The 23,480-nt window shown below is 45.1% G+C and carries 9 protein-coding genes; 7 read left to right on the top strand and 2 right to left on the bottom strand.

What is annotated here, in order from left to right:
• Positions 1 to 91: 91 nt before the first annotated feature.
• Positions 92 to 505: a DUF6199 family natural product biosynthesis protein gene (locus tag MHI48_RS30285; protein ID WP_036671845.1), complete on the bottom strand. Its 414-nt coding sequence runs from the start codon at positions 503 to 505 to the stop codon at positions 92 to 94.
• A 344-nt stretch (positions 506 to 849) separates the two neighbouring features.
• On the opposite strand from MHI48_RS30285, the gene MHI48_RS30280 reads away from it, so the two are divergent.
• The 5 genes from MHI48_RS30280 (at position 850) to MHI48_RS30260 (ending at position 13,603) form a co-directional block, all read left to right on the top strand.
• Positions 850 to 7,140, top strand: coding sequence for an Ig-like domain-containing protein (locus tag MHI48_RS30280; RefSeq protein WP_405142645.1), 6,291 nt, complete (start codon positions 850 to 852; stop codon positions 7,138 to 7,140).
• A gap of 200 nt (positions 7,141 to 7,340) precedes the next feature.
• On the top strand, positions 7,341 to 7,718 hold the full coding sequence (locus tag MHI48_RS30275) for an extracellular solute-binding protein (RefSeq protein WP_076320165.1): 378 nt from the start codon (positions 7,341 to 7,343) through the stop codon (positions 7,716 to 7,718).
• Positions 7,719 to 8,193: 475 nt separating this feature from the next.
• Entirely contained in the window at positions 8,194 to 10,596 is a 2,403-nt protein-coding gene (locus MHI48_RS30270) for an S-layer homology domain-containing protein (RefSeq protein WP_340983824.1), read from the top strand.
• Positions 10,597 to 10,760: 164 nt separating this feature from the next.
• On the top strand, positions 10,761 to 12,491 hold the full coding sequence (locus MHI48_RS30265) for an ATP-binding protein (protein ID WP_405142643.1): 1,731 nt from the start codon (positions 10,761 to 10,763) through the stop codon (positions 12,489 to 12,491).
• Positions 12,488 to 13,603, top strand: a complete 1,116-nt coding sequence (locus MHI48_RS30260; RefSeq protein WP_340027985.1) for a response regulator — start codon at positions 12,488 to 12,490, stop codon at positions 13,601 to 13,603. The genes MHI48_RS30265 and MHI48_RS30260 overlap by 4 nt, the downstream gene beginning before the upstream one ends.
• A gap of 55 nt (positions 13,604 to 13,658) precedes the next feature.
• On the opposite strand, the gene MHI48_RS30255 is transcribed toward MHI48_RS30260, so the two are convergent.
• On the bottom strand, positions 13,659 to 14,285 hold the full coding sequence (locus MHI48_RS30255; protein ID WP_076320161.1) for a hypothetical protein: 627 nt from the start codon (positions 14,283 to 14,285) through the stop codon (positions 13,659 to 13,661).
• Between the two features lie 592 nt (positions 14,286 to 14,877).
• On the opposite strand from MHI48_RS30255, the gene MHI48_RS30250 reads away from it, so the two are divergent.
• A complete protein-coding gene (locus MHI48_RS30250) occupies positions 14,878 to 17,001 on the top strand; it encodes a 5'-nucleotidase C-terminal domain-containing protein (protein ID WP_405142640.1) in 2,124 nt (707 codons plus the stop codon).
• A gap of 387 nt (positions 17,002 to 17,388) precedes the next feature.
• Positions 17,389 to 23,469: a carboxypeptidase regulatory-like domain-containing protein gene (locus MHI48_RS30245; protein ID WP_405142638.1), complete on the top strand. Its 6,081-nt coding sequence runs from the start codon at positions 17,389 to 17,391 to the stop codon at positions 23,467 to 23,469.
• The last annotated feature ends 11 nt before the right edge of the window (positions 23,470 to 23,480 follow it).

The raw sequence follows: 23,480 nt of genomic DNA, 5'->3' as shown, positions 1-23,480 counted from the left end.
CCAGTATTAATCAATTTGCGATTCACGTCTGTATATGACAAACAAAAAGAACCTCACCATGGCGAGGTTCTTGAATATTAAAGTGACACTACTAATCACTATAATTGGTGTGAAACCAATTTTTTAACTCTTCACTCATTATCTCATACTCCTTCTCAGTAGCCTTCGGATGCAATTCGATTCCTCCAGAAGGTCCGAAAATAACGATGTCTAGGCTCGTTTCGTCTGTAAATGTAATTTTTCCATCATTGTTCGATCCAAACACATCACCTGCATCAAAAGGTCTAAGTTCTGCATCTTGTATCATTTGGATAACCGTATTTTTTTCTTCCTCGCTTAATATGGTGGGATTAATCATGCCTGAGATCCGTCCAGCACTTAGTGCTAAATCACTTGGCTCCGCATCTTTAAACTTCCATCCCAGTCGTATATACCAAGCAAAGTAAGGCCAAATTGCCATAATTAATCCTATTATTAAGACAAAAACACCTATGATACCTGTCAAACAATCAGATCCTCTATATGTTAAGTATTAGTCTAATATAAAAAACAGTAAGAACACCACTCTAAAAACTAGTCCCCAATTTTATCTAGGAACTATACATAATGCGATTAATTTAATGTATCGAATTCACTGTAATCGAACTGAGTATCAGTCTATTACGTTCTTGTTCAGTTTTTGTTTAGAGTTAATGATTATACTAAAATTCGCAACAAATCTGGAGACGGGAAGAAGGTAATAAATGTTGCTATAGTTCTTTTTGAACAGGGTAGGTTATAGACGAATAAACACAAGAAGTTTGCTGTATTAGGGATATTTACATTTCAATTTTGTACGGAGGACTAGATATGAACAACAATGGCTTTAGAAAATTTATTTCAATTGCGCTTACGGTCTGTCTAATATTTGGGCTTAGTGGTCTTACTCCTTTAGACGGCTCAGTGGCCAATGCGGCAATCGCTCCGACTATGGCGGAGACGAACTACGACCAGTACCAAGTCAAGTTAACTGCCGACCCGGTGACAGATGCGCCACCTAGTGGTTTTGGCACAGCGGCATCAGACGGACGTATTTGGACTGACAAGAGCGTTACAGCAGAGGGTGATGGCAGTTTTAATGTCAAATTGTCAGCGTTAGCACAAGAATATATGACGGCAAATTCGACCAATCCAGGTGTCGGGGGGAGCGGCAATGCTGACGGTCCTGCGGCGGACGTAACCTTTATTTTGGACATGAGTTCGTCTATGGGAAATCTAAATGGGAGAGAAATAGCAGAAACAGCAGGTGGACCTGGTGTGTACTATCGTGTCGAAGCGATGGCCAAGGCAGCCAATGATGCAATCCGCACAGTCATGGATGCGAATCCCAATAACCGCGTTGCGGTTTATTGGTTTGGAGGATCGGCTAGCTCCAACCACCTTGGCACTTTTATGGAACTAGGACACTACGTATTTAGTTCAGGACATGGAACGGAAGATTATTTGAAATATGCAACATCGAACCAAAACATCACATTGAACAGCAATCTAGTCAAGGATGGTACGGCCGTTGGAACGAAGTCGGCAGTCTCGCTAGGGGCAGGTACGCCAACGCAGGACGGTATCATGTATGGTGTCTCCAAGACGATGAGCAGTGTGGGAACTAAGGGCACGGGACCTAAGCGCCAGCCTTACTTGTTCCTTCTATCAGATGGGGCGGCAATTCATGCCAAGAAGGCATGGTATACTTCGCCCAAAGGCAAATCGTTTGAAACTGATTTTCAGAATGCGGTAACCGAAGCTACAACGATTGCAAACTACAATCAGAGTGGCACTGATGGTACCAAATACGTACCAGCTACTGCCGGTACCAGTCTGGCCAATACAGGTGATCCGGAAATTGCTGCGCTGACTATACTCACGGGCGCATATATGAAGGGTCTTTTAGATAATCAGTACACTGCATACAATGGAGGAGAATCCACTAAAGCCAAAGTGTATACAGTGGGACTGGGTTCCACAACGGCAATTAACGGACCGTATAATGGTAACCAGCCAGTCTACGCATGGGCAGGTCTTGACCCGAAAAGAGTCAACGATCATAAGGAAGACAGTAGTTATAACTATGGTACGGCAAAGAATACCTATGACAAGTTGAAAACGTATGCTGCTCAGGGGCCAAATGGTTTTAACTACGCAGACTCTTTTGTTTACAGTAATTATTACACATTCGCTCCAACCTATGACATTGTGAGTTCAGCTTTTGCTGGGTTGGCCAATGATGTAGAAGCTACTACGACCATACTTCCGCTTCTCAATATACCGGAGACTACCGATCTTGGCTCAGAGACAGCCGATATAGCAAGTGCAATTGTTGTTGCAGACGAAATCAGCGAGGACTTTAATGTTGATCTGTCCACGTTGAAAATCGTTGACGCTGTCGCAACGGTGGATGCAACTACAACGATAAATGGCGGTACAGCGTATCAATTCGCTGGATACGGAAGTAAAGCCGTCATTAAGACAGTCGCAGGTGTTACCAGTCTCACTTGGTATATCGACGCAGAAGATATGCAACGGCATATTTATCGCTTCAAGAACCGGACAAGCCCAAAGTCGGGAGAATATAGTGCACCAACAGACGGTTCATTTGCACTCAACTATAAAGTAAAACCTACTTTTCGGGTATCTCCCAATAATGTAGGAAACATATCTCGCTACCTGAATTCAGGTAATGCCATGGATGGGGCCAAAACAGCGGCTTATTTCTTCCCGCCTACGGACAGCCCTTACTATCTTGCTTTAACGAGTAAGCAGACGATCTCCAAATCAGATGGAATTGGTGCAACCTATGTAACCGAGGAGTCACTGAATAATGGAAGAGCGACGATGAAACTTGGAAACAACGGTAAGCTTGATCTGAAGATGGGGATTGACAAGACAGGTCCCGCAACGATTCAGACCAACGGATCTATAAACTACACAGTCACAATCTATAACTATACGAATACAACAAAAACAGGTTTTAGTGTCACCAGTGAGGGCCAAACACAAACGGGAATTGATGTACCCGCGAATAGCAGTAAGGTGCTGAGCTTCACGAAAACGGCTCCAGGTACACCGCAAACTGTGATCAGCGACAATGCTGTAATTTCGGCGATTAATCTTGGCTCTAATACAGTAACTACCAATGTAACGGATGTGACAACAGCTGTAGTCACCACGCATGTCATCGAAGCCATTGGAGGCACGACTGAAGGGGATAACACCTACAATATTGGTGACTCAGCAACAATTAAGGCAAGCGCAGATCAAGGATATGCATTCGTGGGATGGTACGACAACCAAGCAGGCACTGGTACTCCAGTAAGTACAAGTGCAGCATATACGTTTACCGTTCAGACGGATGTAGGCTATTATGCTAAATATGTTGTGCTGCCAGTCGCGGAGAATGACACGTATAGTGTCTTAAGAGGAGATAAGCTCACCGTTTCGGCACTAGAGGGCATCTTGATGAACGATACGGATGCGGAGGGACGCCCACTTACGGCGGGGGCTATCAGCTCTGTCAGCGACCCGAGCAAGGGCACTCTGAATGTAAGTCCTGACGGATCATTCACATTCGTGGCAGATGAGGAAGCGTCCGGTAATGTGACGTTTACCTACCAAGCAGACAATGGCATCGCCCAGTCAAACGTAGCTACGGTGACGATTGCGATTACTCTACCAGTTTCTACGCATGAGCCTATTGCGGAGAATGACACCTATCGCATTAAGAGTGGAGATACACTCACTGTTCCAGTTGAGGCAGGTATACTCACGAACGATACCGATGATGAGAATCATCCGCTTACGGCGATGAATGTCAGCTCAATCAGTGATCCAAGCATGGGCACGCTGAATGTGAGCCCTGACGGATCGTTCACGTTCATTGCGGAGGAGAATGCTTCCGGTAATGTTACGTTTACCTATCAAGCCTTTGACGGAACCGTTTATTCGAGTGTAGCTACGGTGACGATCACAATTACGTTGCCAATCAATACACATGTCATTGGAAATGTCGGGGGCACGACTAATGGTGACGATGCTTATGGGCTTGGCGAATCGGCAACAATTGCGTCTAACCCAAGTCTGGGCTATTCATTCGTGGGATGGTATGAGAACGAAGAAGGCACAGGTATTCCAGTAAGCACGGATGCGTCATACACCTTTACTGTTCAGACAGCCGGAGACTATTATGCAAAATTCAGAGCGGTGCCAGTTGCCGAGAATGACAGCTATCAGGTTGCAAGAGGGGGTAAACTTACCGTCCCGGCAGAAAAAGGAATTTTACTCAACGACACTAGCGTAGGGAATGATACGCTCACAGCAGTGAATATTAGTTCAGTTAGCGAAGCAAGCAAGGGTACGCTGACGGCCAGCTCGGATGGCTCATTCACGTTTGAGGCAAAAGAGGAAGCATCAGGAAGTGTGACGTTCACATATCAAGCTTCTGACGGAACAGGTCAGTCCAACATTGCTACGGTGACGATCACAATTACCAACCCGAGCATTGTTGGAACGGTGACGGATAAGAAAACCGGAGATCCGGTATCCGGGGCGACAGTCATTTTACGTGACCTTGCAGGTAAAGAGAAGGAGCGGTTCACGACAGGTTCAAATGGTAAATACAATTTTGAGAATGTCGTGATCAATAAATATATTCTAGAAGTGGTTAGCGATGAGTACAGCTTTGCTCATCGAGAAATCTCAGTATCCACGATCAACGTTAATACGAATGGAGTTGTCATCCAAGACTTTGAGCTTGTCGAGTTTGAAATGACATTGACGGCCAACCCATCGTCCATACTTGGTAACGGCGCGTCAACATCCGTCTTTAAGGTGGTGGTGACTGATAAAGAGGGTCATCCTCAGGCAGGGGTTCAAGTCGTATTTAAAGTGCCGGATACAACATACGGCCATTTTGCTGGGAACTTGAATATGATAAGCGTCTTGACGGACGCACACGGAATCGCAACTACAACCTTCACGGCGGCTATACTTGGCGGTACGGAATCTACATCTATTCCATTAACGGCAACGGTTGCTGATAGCCCAAGAGATCTCTACGTGAGTGATACGATTCATATTACGATCACCCCTGGTGTTATTACGGGTATCGTCACAGACCAAGCGGGTCACCCCGTAGCAGGCGCTTTGATTAAAGTGAGCAAAGATTTTGATGGTGATGGTATTACTGATTTTCATGCTGTTGCAGTTACAGCGGGCGATGGAGCATACACCCTAGCTATACCGCAGGGTAATGTGACATACGATGTATCCATTACAAAGCAAGTAGAGATTGGTGGACAGAAAAAACCCGTCACGTTTAATCAGAGTGTTCCAGTAAATGCTAGTGTGGATGGTCGATCCTTTGAGGGAAATAAAACAGTCTCTGGTGTTGTCTTGGTAGAAACATCGCAGGGTGGCTCCCTGGCACTCAACGGAACTGTGGGCGGCGGTTACACGGTGTTGATCAATGACGGCAATGGGACTCATACAGGCCAAATTGATTCTAATGGAATATTTAATATCGACAGTGTACTTAAGGGCATCTACACTGCCGATGTCATCTATAACATTCCGCTCCCGGGCGGTGGAACACAACCTGTTGTTGTTGGTCATGCTGATATTGAGATTAGTTCAGAAGGACAAATCAGCATTAGTGAGGTGCTCATTGACCCCTACGGTACAATTACCGATTCCGTGACGGGTCATCCAATATCCGGTGCAATCGTTACGCTTCATTACAGCAACGGAACGGTGGTCAACTTGCCACCGGTGGGCAACTTCCCGCCAGCGGATAACGCGAACCCGCAGACGAGTGATGCGACTGGGCAGTATGCGTTCATGGTATTTCCTCATACGGACTACTACTTAACCGCGACCAAGGCAGGATATAAGGATTTCGACAGCAGAGTTGTCGATACGAAGCAGCCACTAATTCATGTAGGTACGGAGATCGTACTGTATGACTTTAGCATGACGCCACTGCCGTCATCCAACGGAGGGGGATCTCCAGTTGTAACGACTGATCCTGTAGCGCCACCAGTCACAACGACTGAGCCTGCACCACCGAAGACCATAACGACCAAGCCCATTGACTTTGCCACAGCTATCCTTGTGGACAAAATGAAGGGCAGAGAAGATGATATTCTAACCTTCACGGTGATTTACGCCAATAAAACGTTGACTGAGGCTGATGGCTTGTATGTTAAAGCTACGATCCCGGCCGGAATGAGTTTAGTTGATGCTAACGGCGGCGTCGTTACCGGCCAAGAAATAAAATGGAATGTTGGGAAGCTGGCAGGAGACACACGAGGCCAACTGACGTTTAAACTAAAGGTTAACGAAATGACCGAGGGCGAGAACTATGCTTCTGTTACGGCTGTGATCGGCTCAGATCATAAGCTTACGCTTGTGAATACGCAGGACGATACGTCCTTGATTAAAGTGATGTTGTACTCTAACCGTTATGAGCACAAACATGATCGATATATTATGGGGTACCCAGACGGTAATGTGAAACCTGAAAAGCTCATCACTCGTGCAGAGATTGCAGCTATTTTTGCCCGTACACTTCATTTGCAAGATGAGGTTCGACAAATCAAGCTGTACAGCGATGTCGCTACGGATTACTGGGGTGCCAATTATATCGAAGCTGTTGCAAATAAAGGGATATTCAAAGGCTATGCGGATCATACATTCAGACCGGATCAGCCCATTACAAGAGCAGAGCTGGCGACAGCCATTGCGCGTTATCTCGGCGTTGCCAAAGAGCTGAAGATGGACCCTATCTTGAGAATTAGCTCGTTTACAGATATTGAGGGGAACTGGGCAGAGCAGTCTATCGATGAAGTTTTCCGTTTTGGTATCGTATCAGGGTATAAGGATGCTTCTTTCCAACCTGGAAGTCAGATTACCCGAGAGGAAGCCGTTAAGATGATTAATGGGATGCTGTATAGAGGTCCTCTGACTGGAGCAGAACCTTCATATCCGGACAACCGTTTGGACAAATGGTCATATGGACATGTCGAGGAAGCCACAAGAACCCATACGTATAAGATCAATGAAGATGGCTCCGAAACGATGATCAAGTACATCCCGGAAGATCTGTGGTAATCTCGCTCTATCAATACACTCAAGCTTAAAAGTATAAGCAATTTATCTCAAACTAACCTGAGGGACCTAACTAGGTCCCTCAGGTTTTTTTAAAGCTGATGTGAAACGTACTAGGTCTGTCTGGTGAATTCTACAAGGGCTCGCTTTGACCGTTGTTTTTTTGCTCATAAATTTTCTTCCTGCAAGCAGCCAAAAAAGGTATGAAGAATTATAAACCTTTCACGCTTGGTATTGCTTCCGGCCCTGCCGCTAAGGACGGAAAGTCAACAGGGAACGTGTATGTTAATGAGATATTTGCGATTCCAGCAGACGCATCTCATGTTGATGCAGCTTGGGATTTCATCAAATATTTCAATGGAGATGACTACGCTAATGAATACTATAAACCCAAGAACTCGAACAATAGTATCGGTGCGCCTCTATCTCGCATGATTAAGGAGTACTTAGGGTACAAGTTGGATGCATTCTATAAATTAAAACCTAATCTGGATTCATCGATAACAAGTTATGTTCTTATGAACAAGTCACCAAATTTTGAATTGAGATTTCGATCAATTGTATTGAAAGGATTGACATAGGTAGTAAACGGGAAGAAAACATTAGACAAAGCAACTGCAGCTATTCAATCCAACACTCAAGCCGTTGCTGATAAATTGAAGAAGGCTCAGACGGCAAAGTAATAGACTCTCTAGAGATATTTTATTTCCCCGAAATATAGAGAGCGGAATAGTCCATACGATATTTATGTATAGAGGTCAGCCATTTTTACTGGTTGACCTCTTTTTGTTAAGTGGTGAGTCTATCAGCACACCTTGCAGTATGTAAAATTAAAGCTGAACCTTATCACAAATATAGCGAGTTGGTTCCATCATCCTACTTTCTTTCATTATTCTTTCATAGCGCTCTGTTAATATCCATAGAAGGTGATGACTTTCGGATCTGATCAAAAAGTATGCTCTGGCGTTGCCTGAATCAAAGGGATGAAGGAGAGAATACATATTGTTATCGTTTAATTGGAGAAAGATGGATTATCTTGTTATATGCTTCGTATTGTTGTTCAGCACAATCGTTCCATTTGATGTTCGATCGGCTTATGCTGCAGGTCCTGCTTCACCTGTTAAAGTAGAGAAAATAGACGCAGGCGGTCTTGCTTCAATGGCGTTAAAGTCAGATGGGACGTTGGTGGCCTGGGGGAGAAACGACTTTGGTCAACTAAACGTTCCCTTAGGTTTAAGTGAAGTTGTAGCAATCGATGTTGGGTATTTCCATACACTTGCATTGAAATCGGACGGTACTGTTGTCGGCTGGGGTAACAATAGCGTTGGTCAACTAAACGTGCCAGCGGGCTTGAATGATGTGGTGGCTATCGCCACAGGAAGCAACCATTCACTTGCACTGAAGTCAGACAACACGTTGATCGGCTGGGGGAACAATGCCAACGGTCAAACCAATGTACCCGTGGTTGTAGACGGAGTAGTGGCGATTGCTGCTGGTAACCTCCATTCGCTTGCACTGAAGTCAGATGGCACGGTGGTCGCCTTGGGAGGCGATAATGTTGGTCAAACTAATGTGCCTGTAGGCCTAGACGGAGTAGTGGCGGTTGCTGCAGGAGCATCTCACTCACTAGCGCTAAAGTCAGATGGCACGGTGGTTGCCTGGGGAGGTAATAATGGTGGTCAAACCAATGTGCCCGTAGGCTTAGAAGGAGTAGTGGCGATCGCTGCAGGAGAAGCTCATTCACTAGCGCTAAAGTCAGATGGCACGGTGGTCGCCTGGGGGGAAAATATTAGTGGTGAAACCGATGTACCAACCGACTTAGAAGGAGTAGTGGCGGTCGCTGCAGGTCATTTACATTCGCTTGCCTTAAAGTCAGATGGTACCCTAGTTACTTGGGGATATAATCAGGATGGACAAATGAATGTACCTGGGAATGCCAATCTGAGAGATCTTAAGCTAGAGGAAGGGAATTTCACGGAATCCTTTGATCCTGCAGTCATGGACTACACGTATTATTACGACGGTCAATCGCTGTCCAGTGTAGATGTAACGCCGACAATGGCAAGCACGGACCAGACAGTTATGTACGTAAACAATGAGCTGCTGCCGGACGGCAACACCAAGACGATAGATATCTCGGGAGCAACCACGGATACGGTCATTCCTGTTCACGTGAAGCCCTATTTGCTTCCGGGTCAAACGTATACCATTACTGTAGCAATCGATTCAACGTCTCCAGAAGTGCAGTTCGGTACGAATGGTCGTGTTGCCGCGGCGAAAACCGCAGTAAGCCAAGTGAAGGTCAGCGACATACAAAGCGGAATAGATACTGCTTCACTGCAATATGTGTGGACGCAAAGTACCGTCGTTCCGACAGGTGGCTGGTTGCCCTTCAGCAACAGTGATAACTTGAGTCAGACTAGCGGAAATGGCAACTGGTACTTACACATTCGCGCAACAGACAACGTAGGGAATGTTAAGGATGCGATTTCCAATCCTTTTCTACTGGATAACACAATGCCGGTACCAGCACCGAATCCAATAGATCAAGGGGGTAATTCGTCTGCTCCGCCTGCAGTAACCTCATCTCCATCTAACCAGGCAGCTTTAGCTAAAATAAATGTTTATAATTCCGGAAAGGCTTTGGAATTATCTCCTAATTTTACATCCAGGACTATGGATTATACAGTAGAGACAGATGCTGAGCAGGTGGAGTTGGAAGTAACTTCAGTCCATTCCAAGGCGGTTGTTAAGCTAAGGGGAGAACGCATAAGTGAGATGGCGACCGTTCCTTTGGCGATGGGTGCCAATGTGCTGACACTTACGGTTCAAGCCGAGGATGGAACGATCAACACGTATACCGTAACGGTTACCCGTATTACCGATGATGAGGATAATGCGTCATCAGCTCCGGTATGCCGGCTCACGGATATCGAGAATCACTGGGCAACATCCGAAATTTGCGAGGCAGCAGAATTGGGTATTGTGGAGGGGATAGATGCCTACACCTTTGTACCAAGAGGCAACGTAACAAGAACGGAGTTCGCCGTTATGCTGATGCGGACAATTCAGATCCCGATACGTAACGAATCAAGTGAGGTGTCTTTCAGCGATGCAGAGAGCATCCCGGCATGGGCACACCTGACGATCCAGACAGCCGTAGCCGAGGGAATTATGCAAGGATATCCCGATGGAACATTACGGCCGAAGAAAACGGTAAGCCGTGCAGAGATGGCTACGATGGTCTCCAAGGCCATGAAGTGGAATGCTGATCGTACGGCTAACTCTTATTTCTCTGATAATACAAGCATTCCAACATGGGCCAAGGCATATGTCGAAGCTGCTCAGGAGCACGGACTTCTGAAAGGGCAAGCGGGTAATCGATTTGTTCCGGAGGGACGAACAACAAGAGCTGAAGCAGCAGTTGTACTCTTGCGACTTTGGAAATCTATACATTAAGCAATAAAGGACTGACCCCTGATGTCATTAGATGACAACAGGGGTCAGTTTTTGTTGAAGCCTGATAGGAGATATGCTTGTAATCCATAATTCCCTCTACTATTATGGATAGAAAAGGCATAAGGTGTCTATTTTCTTAATTTAAATATAAAGGGACCTGATGTATGAATTCCACTGTAGAACTTATCCTGATGATTGTTTCATTGATCATGACGGGTATCATCTTACTCACTGTGTACGGGTTTAGACGAGAGCGCGGAGTAATCTACCTCGTAGGTTTGATCGTATGCCGAATGATGTACTCAAGCAGTATCATTCTGGAGAGACATAGCGATGTATTTATGACTAAATTAATTTTTCGCAATATTCAGAATACGACCCAAAATGTAATGGTCCCTTTCTTGATCTTATTCGTTTATCACTTAGTCGGTCGAGACAAGCTGCTGAAGACCCGATGGAAGGTCCTATTGTTTGCCGTATTTGTATCGTGGTCGTTGCTTATGTGGCTTGACCCAAACCTTCATATTATATATCTAACGATTGAGCTTTATAATGGCCACCTAGTCACAACAAAAACCCTCTATTCCAGAGCATTCAGCCTCATTTGCTATAGTGCAGTGGTTATATGCCTCTACTATTTATTTCAGTATGTAAGGAATATTAGGAGTGATTATCGTAAGCCGGGAATGTGGGTTCTCCTTCTGGCTACATTACCGTTTGTCCTGGAGATTATCAAATTTGTGAAGCCCGAGTGGTCATCATGGTTACTTCCATTAACAGTTTACTGCGGATCTACAGGGACAATTATGCTGGTGATTATTCTGAGGATTAAGTTCTTCTCTACCGTTCCGATTGCCAGGAATATTGTGCTTGATACGTTGCAGGAGAGTATTGTGATTGTGAATGGTTCGGGAAAGGTCATCGATAGCAACAATCGAGCTTCACAATGGTTCTCAGAGTTGGGCTATACCCATATTTCGGGTCGGAATATATCGGAAATCCTAGCGTCCTGGCCAGAATGGTATAAGCTGAGCAAGTCTATGCAACCGGGCAGGGTAGAGATTGATAAGTGGCTGGATGGAGAAAGAAAAATATACAGTGTAAACGTATATCCATTATATACACTGGGCAAGGCACAGGGTAATATTTCTCTTATTTTTGATATTACAGAGAAACAACGGCATCTGGAGCAGATGGCACAGTTGAACCAGTTGAAGGATCAACTGTTTACAATTATATCGCATGATATTCGCAGTCCGCTAGCGCTGCAGTTTCAACTCGTGGAGTTACTGGAGGCGGACAGGCAATCCTTCGCTGCGGATCATCAGGAGATCATTGAGCAGCTGGGTGACCAGATTCGTAATACACTTGGAATGGCTAATAACTTGTTGGAGTGGTTTCGCAGTCAGGTTGAAGACATGACACTTCGTCCAGAGTTACTGGAGCTTTCGGAGGTTGTTGAGGACTGTTGTCATATGTTACACATTAAAAGTGAGAGTAAACATATCAGCGTGATGAATAAGATTGCTATAGGCACCCATGTATATGCAGACCGGGAAACAGTTGGTTTAATTATTCGTAACTTATTAACCAACGCCATCAAATTTTCCGAATTGGGTGGTTTAATCGAAGTGTACGCTCAGTTGTCAGGAGACATGGTGATCGTGTCCGTTCGTGATAACGGAGTAGGTATGGAAGAGGGGCGAGTTCGTCAGCTATTTAACGAGAAGCAACTCAACTCCATGGCGGGTACATTAGGTGAAAAAGGGGCAGGGCTTGGACTGCTCGTAAGTCGACAGTTCGTACAACTAAGTGGTGGAGATATGTGGGCAGAAAGCACGGTGCAACAAGGAAGCGTATTTCACTTCACTTTGAGAGGCGGAACAGAGAGATGAAAGTACTCATCGTTGATGATGAGCCTGCCATGCTGTTGGCAATGAAGCGGATGCTGTCGAGTATGCAAGATGTGGAGATTGTCGGAAGCTTTCAGAATGCGGCAGAGGCACTCGATTTCGTTAAGAACAGGGAAGTGGATCTCGCATTCCTGGACATCCAGATTGCTACGGACAATGGATTAGAGCTTGCACGCAGCTTGATCTCAGTTTGTAATGATCTTGACATTGTGTTTACCACTTCGCATGCAGAATATGCGATTCACGCTTACGATGTTTATCCGTTGGACTACATGGTTAAGCCGATTTCCAGAATGCGACTGGCTCAGACGCTCACTAGGGCGGCCAGCAGACGCAGATCTTCTTCTAATCTTGCTGACGACATTGCGCCTAATCGGCTGACGGTTTATGGACTGAGTTGCTTCGAGGCTAGCAGCAAACAAGCGGGTGCAGTAAAATGGAAATCCAAAAAAAGCATGGAGCTATTTGCCTATCTGCTTGTTCATCAGGGTCGAAGTGTAGCCAAATCCCGAATCCTGGAGGATCTCTTCCCAGGGAGGCCTCTCAAGCAGGCGGAAGTGTACTTGAATACGATTGTCTATCAGCTTAGAAAGGTGTTATCCGAGCATGGGTTCAAGGAGATGATCCTATCAGCGCAAGAGCAATATCGGGTAGATTTAGATCAAGCCGATGTTGATTTTATTCGATTCGAACAGACCATGTTGGAGTTATTCGAATTCAATATAACTAATGAAAAAGCGGCCATAGCGTTAGAGAAACAGTTCTTAGGCGAGTTGTTTGAGGGTAAATCTTTTGATTGGGCGACAGGGGAACGTGAGAGATTGTTAACTTTGTACGTTTCCTATGCCAAGCGTCTTGCAAGCTGGTTGCTGGAACGGAATCAATATAATGAAGCAGCCCGCATTGCCAGAAGAATTGTATCCCGCAATGAGTTTGAGGAAGAGTCAACATTGCTGTTATTAAGTATATTGGGAGCCATGGGAGATCGAAAATCACTACATAACCACTATGAGCAATATACGCAATTACTGCTTCATGAACTTGGATTACAGCCTTCGCTGTCTATTCAACAGCAATATGAACAATATCAATGATATCTTCCTGATAAACAAAAAAAGAGCCACACAGCATGCGGCTCTCCATCTAATTTTAATGCCCGCCCGTATTGGAAGCCCAGACAGGAATCCAACTGTTCGGATAATTGCTATTGGTCAGGGTTGTGTTATAGAGAACTAAATTCCCATCACTTTGCATGACCAGTGTATCACCTGTTGTGTTAGCCGGTAAGCTGCTCCCGTGATGACCTGGAATCCATGAGGTGGTATTGGGAGACCAAGCAGCTACCTGTACAGAAGTATCGATCATCAAAACTTTATCCCATCCCCAACCGGTGTAATATTCGAATTTACCTGTAGCCGGGTTGAAACCATAACGATAACCATATTGGTAAACGTCTTGATATTTCATGCCATATTTATACATGACAGGTTTCCCGTACTGTGATTCAAAATTGAACGAAAGAGCCCCACTGTTACTAGTTCCGCTACTCCAGAGAGAAGAACCGTTTTGATAGATAACAAAGTTCCCGTCATTTTGCCAGATGGCTGAGAACCTGCCATCTTGGGAGGTGAGATAGTCACCCTTTGCCATGCTTTGGCCGATCGTGAGTTTATCTCCAAGATAGCCAGCAGAAGCTGTTGCTGGTACGGCAAATGCAAGAATCAACAAGCAAGCCATAAGAACTCGAAAAGATCTGGGAAAAAGTCGTTTGTTCATTGGACACGCTCCTATTTTTCTTATAATGGTTAAAGTTAAATGCATAGAACAACAAATCCTTACAGCTATTGCATGTTTCTGCGTTGTATTCAGTCAGGAGCGGTGAGGTAACACGTCCCCATCTGGTGTAAAACGGGAACTAAGATCTAAAATGCTCCCAACGGTCACCTCCTTTAATAGAAGTGTGAAAATCTTTGATACATATTATGTAATGGGATGTGTGTGTTTTAGGAGATGGAAGCTAAGTGTTTTTTAGTAGAGGAGTTATATCATCAAGTGAAAATACATACTTTATTTTCCATTATAGCAACAAAAAATATAAAAGCCATATTTTTCTATATGAAATTTTGAATCTATTACTTACAACCAATGCGTTATAACTTCTCGTCTCCTGAGCTAGAAAAAAACCTATTATTCGCTTGAATAAATTGAAGCTAAACACTAATTTTGGTGCAGCTCGAGACATAGGTATTCATCTCCTCTATCAATCTCCCAACTTTTTTACATCCATTTTATATATTTAATGATTTTTATGAATTGAACTATGGTAAAATATCTCAGGATCTAAAATTGGAGAGGGGTTTTTTCATTCATGTTTTGGAAAAAAGTTTTGGGTAAAAGCACACTGCGTGTAGCTACCGCTGCACTATTACTCACGCAACTATTGGGCGCAGCAGGTGCTGTCTCTGCCGCAGGTAACGATGTAGAAGTACACTTGATTGGAATCAATGATTTCCACGGTCAGTTAGATACCACATCAATCGTGGGTGATAAGAAGGCAGGAACGGCTCCAATTCTAGCAACCTATCTCAAAGAAGCTCAAGCCAAATATGAACACTCCCTACTCTTCCATAATGGAGACTCTGTTGGTGCATCTGCTCCAGCCTCATCTTTGGATCGTGACGAGCCTACCATGGAATGGATGAATATGATGGGCTTCGATGTAGGGTCCTTAGGGAATCACGAATTCGACCAAGGTGTCGCTGCTTTAAAGGCACAGATCTTTGGTGGCCTTGATCCAAAAGAAGGTAAGGTAACGCATGCCGGTGCAAAATTTGATTACGTCAATGCAAACGTGATTGAAACTGCCACAGGAAAAACATTGATTAAGCCGTATGTGATTAAAGAAGTGGGCGGAGTCAAAATTGGATTTATCGGACTAGTGACGAAATCAACACCTGCCAAAGTATCTCCATCTGGGACAGCTGGCGTACGTTTCTTAAGCGCAGAAGAAGAAGTGGAAGCCGTTAATAAATATGCTAAAGAATTGCAAGAACAAGGTGTAGAAACGATCATTGTTTTGGCACATGATCCAGCAACAACCAAAGAAGGCGTAACCACTGGAGAAGCAGCTGATCTGGCAAAAGCTTTACCAGCGAACTCCCCTGTTGACGTTATCGTTGCAGGTGACAATCATGCTTTGGCTAACGGTGAAGTGAATGGAAAGTTGATCGTTCAAGCTTATTCCTATGGTACGGCGTTTGAAGATATCAAGCTGATGATTGACCCTGCTACCGGGGATGTAACTGAAAAATCAGCGACTGTTACAACGACTTTCCAAGAGGGTGTAAAAGAAGACCCTGATTCTTTAGCTATTATTAAAAAATCATTAGACAAGCATCCTGAGCTGACGAAGCCAGTAGGTACAACGGACGGTTCTGTTACCCGTACAGATGCTTATAATAACGAAGCCCCTCTAGGCAACCTCATTGCAGATTCAATGCGTGAAGCAGACTTTGGGGATGAGGCAAGTGCTGCTGACTTTGCATTTATGAATCCAGGCGGTATTCGTGCGGATCTGCCACAAGGCGATGTGACCTTTGCTGATCTTGCCAAAATCCAACCGTTTGGTAATACTCTAGTAAAACTTGAGCTGACTGGCGAACAGGTTAAAACCTTGTTGCAGCAGCAATGGGGTACCAATGCTGACGGTACACCTAATACCAAAACACTCCAAATCTCTGGTTTGAAATACACTGCAGATTTCAATAAGCCGGTCGCAGAACGCGTTACAGGTCTCAGTCTGGAAGATGGAACAACGATTGATCCTGCAAAAACATATACGGCTGTAGTTAACAACTTTATGGCTGCAGGTGGAGATAACTATAAAGTGCTATTGGATGCTAAATCATCCCTGGCAGGTCCTATCGATCTGGATGTATTCTACCAATACATCGTAGACACGTATAAAGGTGGTAGCATCGTAGCTAAAAATGAAGGACGTATCACAAACCTGGCTGCATCTACCGAGCCAACAGAAACACCTGTAACAACAGAAGTCATTTCTCGTGCTGAATTTGTAAGTGCTCTGGTCGACATGTTGAAACTTAACGAAGTAGCTACAGCACCTGCATTCAAGGATGTTGCGGCTAATACTGCATATGCAGATGCGATTGCTGAAGCTATGCATGCTGGATTCATTCAAGGTTATGGTGGAAACTTCTATCCTGATCGGGATATCACGCGTGAAGAAGCTGCTACCATTCTTGCTAAATTGGTAAAAGATCAAGCGACTGATAAAGACGCTGCTACAATTATTGCTAGTTTCGAAGATGGTAAATCCGTGTCTGCCTATGCAATTAAACCTATGGCAAAACTGATTGACAAAGGTATTTTTGCTGGAACAGATCAAAAATCACTTCAACCTAAACATGGTCTTACAACTAACGATGCAAAAGCATTGATTGAAAAGGTTGTTGCAGCAAAAGCTTCATAATGTAGAACTTATTCAAACTTTATATTAAAACAGAGAAACACATCCTATCGGGCGAATGAGCATTCCTCTACGGATAAACCCTCTCATCAAGTAGTTCTTTAATTGGTGAAAAGGGTTTATCCAGGAGAATGCCATACCCCAATTTAGGATGTTTTTTTTATGCTTAAAATCCACGATTCTATGGAGAAATCTATGTCTGAATTGGCTCTATGGTTTGGTTACCGTTTAGTGTTCAGAATTTGGTAAGGGCTCTAAAGTAAAATGGTAAGGCAAGCCATATGAACTTGATGAATTTTATCAGTTTCTGTTGTAAGGATGGAATGGCCAAAGGAAAGGGAAAAAGTTTCTGGTTGCTGCAAAAATTTTAGAAGTGGAGGAGATTTTCGTTTGAAACAAAAACGCAATATAGGTAAACCGTTATTGTCTTTATTTCTGGCAATGTTGCTCGTCTTGCAGACAGTGATATACTCCACCGCCGCATATGCGGAGAGTGTGCCAACCGATTCCGGAATGGAAGCCGTCATTGAATCTGACTCACCGAGTGCCGACGAACCACTTTCGGTACCTGAGGCAGTGAACGACGAACCACTTTCGGTACCTGAGGCAGTGAACGACGAACCGCTTTCGGAACCTGAGGCAGTGAACGACAAACCGAATAATTTCGTAGCGATGGCGGCAGTCCCAATGGACAAAACAGCGGTATTTATGGAATCTAATTCAACCTTTCCGCTGGAAGTGACACAGGGGAATGCTGTTATTAATCCAAACGGTATTATTCAGGGTAGACAGCCCTTTACGCTCAAATCGGAAGGTCTCAAGGTACCAGTGAATGGTGATGACCCAAATCCCACTAATGCAGATCCTGAGAAATACATCCAAAAGGGTGACTGGATCGAGCTGAAAAGAGAAGATTACTTCAAGGAAGTGGTGCTGCCAACAGCTACTAAAACCTTGAATGCACAGACGGAATCAGGTACAAAACAGCTGGGTACCGCCTATTTCACTCCAAATAGCATCAAGATTGTATTTAACGGTGAAGATAATTTTTTCAATGGTGTTGGACGAGGTATTGCCTTCAGCTTTGAATCTACTGCCAATGCAGATATAACGGGACTAGCGTATGGCGATAAAAAGCCGATCAACATCTTTGGTGGTGCATATCAGCTAGAGAACCCAGATGTTACAGCAGAGTATAACATTACTTTAAGCTCGCCTGGAATGATCAGGTGGGATCAGTATGGTTACCGCGGGATTCAGCCAGCGCAATTGGTTGAAGGTGCAATTACTTGGGAGTCAAACGTCTCTGCATTCGATCAGTTTGATAAAACAGTCAAATTGCCGTTAGACGGGAAGACATTCTATACGAATCCAGCCACTTATAATACGGGTTTTGGAAATGTCCGTGGTATCTATAAGGAGGGTTCATTCAAAGTAAACGGCCAAAATGTAACGCCAGTCATTGGGGGCGACGGATCGCTGACTTACATATTTCCGCAGGGAACAGGTCTAGATCCAAAGGTTGAATATAAAACATGGATTCCAAAGGAAGCTTATTATTACGAACATCGGAATCCGCCAAACAATCTTGGTCGCAGCTACCGGGACATGAATGGCAAAGTGGAACTGAGACAGGACAACAACATGTTGGTACAGGCAGGTCAGGAGATTTCTTTTGCTCCCGACTGGATTCAAGCCAGCGCTTCGTATGACCATGCGAATGAAACCATTACATGGAAGATCGCGGTTAACCAATATAATAAAAAAGAGTTAAAGGACTTTACCATCACAAATGTATTACCGGCTGGGCTGGAATTTGAATCGGCTGCATGGCAGACATGGGTAGATGGCGCTGTATCTGAAGAAACGCCAATTACACCAGATTCAAACGGCGTGTATTCCTTCGGGGATATTAACGGAAAAGTCGAATTGTTGATTAAAAGCAAGGCGATAAGTGGTTCCAGCTTCCAAATTGACCCTCGTGCCAACTGGAATTTGGATACACCAGGGGTTATACAGAACAACGATGTAATGACGGGTAAAAGACCTATTGCGGTGACAGATGAGGCAGTCGTCAGCATTGGCGCACACACGTTTACAAAAACAGGCGCAGTATCAACCGAGGATTATAACCTGGGCAGTATCACGTGGACCGTTAATCTAGCACCACAGTATGCCTTACCTAACGCGGTAGTATACGATGTCCTTGTGCATGGCGGTGACTTGAACGTCTTGGACAACGCTGTAGATGAAACCAGCGAGGTGAGTGCGGAGACAATTGCGAAAATTAAAGCAAATATCACTTCTGCGCAGCTTTGGAAGCAGTACAAAGCGGGAACTCTGAAGTCGAATGCAACCGGATTGACGATGAAAGCTATTCCATTAACCGTGGACGGTAAAGTGGTGGCGGATTTGATCAAGGTGACCGGATACACCGAAGAAGCGGCATCCTTCAGCTTCCGTGCACTTGAGACCAACCCGAACATTCTCTTCAGACAGGATATTAACGCAGGGAAAACTGTTTCGAATCGGGCTTTGCTCATTGATGGCGAAACCGTAAAAAAAGCAGATAACAGCGCCAACCTACACCTGCATATGTTGAACAAGGATATGCTCTTTGCTTCGAGGCCATTAAAAGTAGATGGTACTTTTGACAATGTGACGCCGAATAACGTTAGCAGTTACATTAGAAATGATAACAATGAAGCATGGACAATTTCTGGCTATGACAGGACAACCAAAACGGTCACATTCCGTTTAGGGGTAAATATGCCTGGATATAACACAGAAGAAATGGCTAAGGATGGCGGTAATCGAGTCATTAGTAATATTAAGTTAGTGGATACACTTCCCGAAGGCTGGGAATTCGTTCCTTTCTCTGAAACTAAGGACTTTGAGCTTTGGAAAGGATTTTCGGACAATGGTGCAGGAACAGAATATGGTGTTAGAAACGATGCTAGAACTCTAATTGAACCAGGTACCAGTTCTCATGTAGTCCATTTTTCACACATTGGAAACGAGGGTACTTTCACCTTCTCCAAGTTGGAAAGTCCTTATATCATTCTGGTGAAGGCAAGACCTTCCAATGATGCTCTGCAGAAGTATTTAGAGGAATACACCATCAACGGCACGGACAAACAGGTGCTGTATAACAAAGCCGACCTTCATATGACATGGGGTGGAGTGGAGAAGGTTGTCACCGAACAGCGCAAAGTTATTGTACCTATTCAGACCCTTGGAAAGTCGGTAACTAAGCCAGTTCCAGGAGTGCTGGAATGGACGGTGAACTATACCCCGCCATTTAACATGAAGCAGGGTGTTTATTTGCAGGATACCCTGGGTGCAGGCATGAATTTGCGTTATGAAGAAAACGGAAAGCTTGTGCTGACATCACCTAGTATGGCAGTCTATCCTGCTAAATTGACCGCAAGCGGCACTCTTGAACGAGAGGGCGCAGCACTGGACCTCAGCGACCCGAATGCTGAAGTTCAAGTAGAAGCTACACCAGGCACGGGTGGCGCTACGGTTCTAACATTTAAATTGGACGACCCTAATCAGTTTTACCAGTTTGTGTACCAAACAGAAGTTGATCCATCTAAAGCGAAAGCTGGAGACACAATGGGCAACGAGGTAAAACTGGAGGGCGATGACAATCTGAAATCTGTCAGTGCCAGAAGCGAAAGTACGCTGGACAGTTCGGACGTGGCTGGCAGTTCAAGTTCCAATGCTCTGTTGCCTCTGAAAAAGGTAGATCCCAATGGCAATCCGCTAAAAGACGTAGAGTTTACACTCTATAAGAAAGACGGCGGAACTATAATCACCAAAGGAAAAACCGATAGCGGAGGGAAACTTAATCTGCTATTCCCTGATCCAGGGTATTATGAGCTGAAAGAAACTTATATTGACACCAATACTTGGCTGCCAACTACAAGAGTATACCAAGTATATGTAGGGAATACGCCAGGGAAGCCCATTTGGGTTGACGGGGTGAAATTAACCTCTGATAATCCACTGATCGTGCCTACACCGGCCCAAGGCAAGCTGACCATTACCAATAAGGTGGAAGGCAACGGCAGTGATCCGGACAAAGAGTTCGAGTACACCGTGACCATCACCGGCGAAGGTAAGGACAGAGAGTATACCTATAAGAAGTCGGATGATACGTTCGGCACGATCAAGAGCGGAGGCAAGATTACCCTTAAGCACGGGGAATCTGTGACGTTCCCAGCCTTGCCTGCGGATCTGGTCTATACCGTAAACGAGGCTGATTATACATCCGTTGACGGTTATACGACGACACCGGGTACGAGGGAGCTGTCTGGCTCAATCGTGAATAAAGGTGATCACAAGGCGGACTTCATCAATGAACGGACCGTTAACAAGCTGACCATCAGCAATACGGTCATGGGCAACGGCGGCGATAAAACGAAGGAGTTCGAGTACACCGTCAACTTTGAGGATACAGGCAAAGAGGAAAGTTACTCTTACTTGAAGACGGACGGCAGCACAGGTTCGATCAAGTCCGGCGGTACTTTCCGCCTCAAGGATGGAGAGACACTGGATATTTTAGCCCTGCCTAAGAATCTGAAATATACAGTTACCCAACAAGATTACACAACCGATGAATACATGACTACTCCTGAGGAACGGTACTATACCGGAGTCATGAAAGGCATTGATGAAGATGCCCCGTTCACGAACGTGCGAGTCTTGAAGGGCGGCCTATTAATCAGCAACACAGTTAAAGGCAAAGATGAAGACAAGAAGAAGCTGTTTAAGTACACGGTTGCCTTCACCGGCGAGGGATCGGACGAATCCTACGTCTATGAGAAATCAGACGGCAGTAAGGGTATGATCAAGAGCGGTGAGAGCTTTGAGCTTACAGATGGACAGACGCTCATTGTCCAAGGGCTTCCAACCAATCTTCAGTATAAAGTGACCCAAGATGATTATACGGAAGATGGCTATGTGACTGATCCAGAGAGTCTCATTCACATGGGCACTATTCCAGAGAAAAAATTATCTGAAGCACATTTTGCCAATACCCGACCGTATCTGGAAGGCGTGTTGCGTAACAATAACACAGGAGAAGTCATTCCGAATGCACCGATTACGGTAACTGATCTGAAGACAGGCGAAGAGATTCAGACGCAGACGAACGAGAAGGGTGAATATTCAATTCCAGCCGTAGCGGATACCGATTATACGATCAGATATACGAAATTGTATCGGGTAGGCGGTAAGGATGTACCTGTTGAATTTACGCAGAAAGCAAAAGTGAACAGCAGTGTAACGGACGAGACTGTTCCAGCGGACATTACGGCCGTGGGGATCATTCTGTTCAAACAACTGGATGGAACAACAGTGCTATTCAATGATTTGTTGACTAGCCAGATGCATATCTATTTGAAAGACAAGGATGGCAATTATGTTAAGGAAAACGGCCAACCTAAAGCATTCCCTATGGCTACGAATGGAACTTTCTCTGTGGAAGGGCTAAGCGAGCAGAAGTACACAATGGAAGTTCGCTATCAAGCTGAGACAGGCGAGGAATTGCTCCTCAAAGTAGCGCAACTTGACGTTAAAGCTAACGGAGAGCTGAATATTTCAGAGGAGTTAGTCGACCCTTACGGTACGGTCTATGATGAAACGACAGGAGATGCCGTCACTGGCAAGAAAATTGATGGAGCCAAAGTTACACTGTATTATGCGGATACGCAGCGGAATAGAGATAACGGCCGCATTCCGGGTACGAAAGTAACGCTTCCAAAGGTTCCAAATTTCCCACCGTACGACAATGAGAGCCCGGAGCAGAATAGTGATGCAGATGGCTTCTATGCGTACATGGTGTTTCCTGAAGCGGATTACTATCTGATCGTAACGAAGGACGGATACGAAACGCACACAAGTGGTACGATTTCAGTCGATTTTGATATTGTCAGGTACGATGTGCCAATGAAGCCGATTAGTTCTGGTGGCGGCACCGGCGGCAATGGTAACAACGGAGGCGGCACCGTAACACCTGGTCCAGGTACCGTAACACCTGGTCCAGGTACCGTAACGCCAGGTCCAGGCACGGTAACGCCAGATCCGGGCACCGTAACGCCAGATCCGGGCACCATAACGCCAGATCCGGGCACGGTAACGCCAGATCCGGGCACCGTAACGCCAGATCCGGGCACGGTAACGCCTGAACCGGGCACGGTAACGCCTGAACCGGGCACGGTAACGCCTGAACCGGGCACGGTAACGCCTGAACCGGGCACTGTAACGCCTGACCCAGGCATCGTAACGCCTGAACCAAGCAATGGTAACGATCAGCTTAAGAACGATAGCAACGAGTTGGACGATGCTCCGAAAACTGGAGATAACAGCGTATCGCCATTCTTGTATATGGTTTTGGCGCTGATGTCCTTAATGACGATCGGGTTCTGTCTGCTCGGGTACAAGAAGAAAAAGCACATCCAGTAATGGAAGGGAAG

The sequence above is a fragment of the Paenibacillus sp. FSL H7-0942 genome, from assembly GCF_045040715.1.
GTDB classification, from domain to species: Bacteria; Bacillota; Bacilli; order Paenibacillales; family Paenibacillaceae; genus Paenibacillus; species Paenibacillus amylolyticus.
Note: the sequence above shows the minus strand (reverse complement) of the source record. Positions and strands in the feature narration are given on the sequence as shown.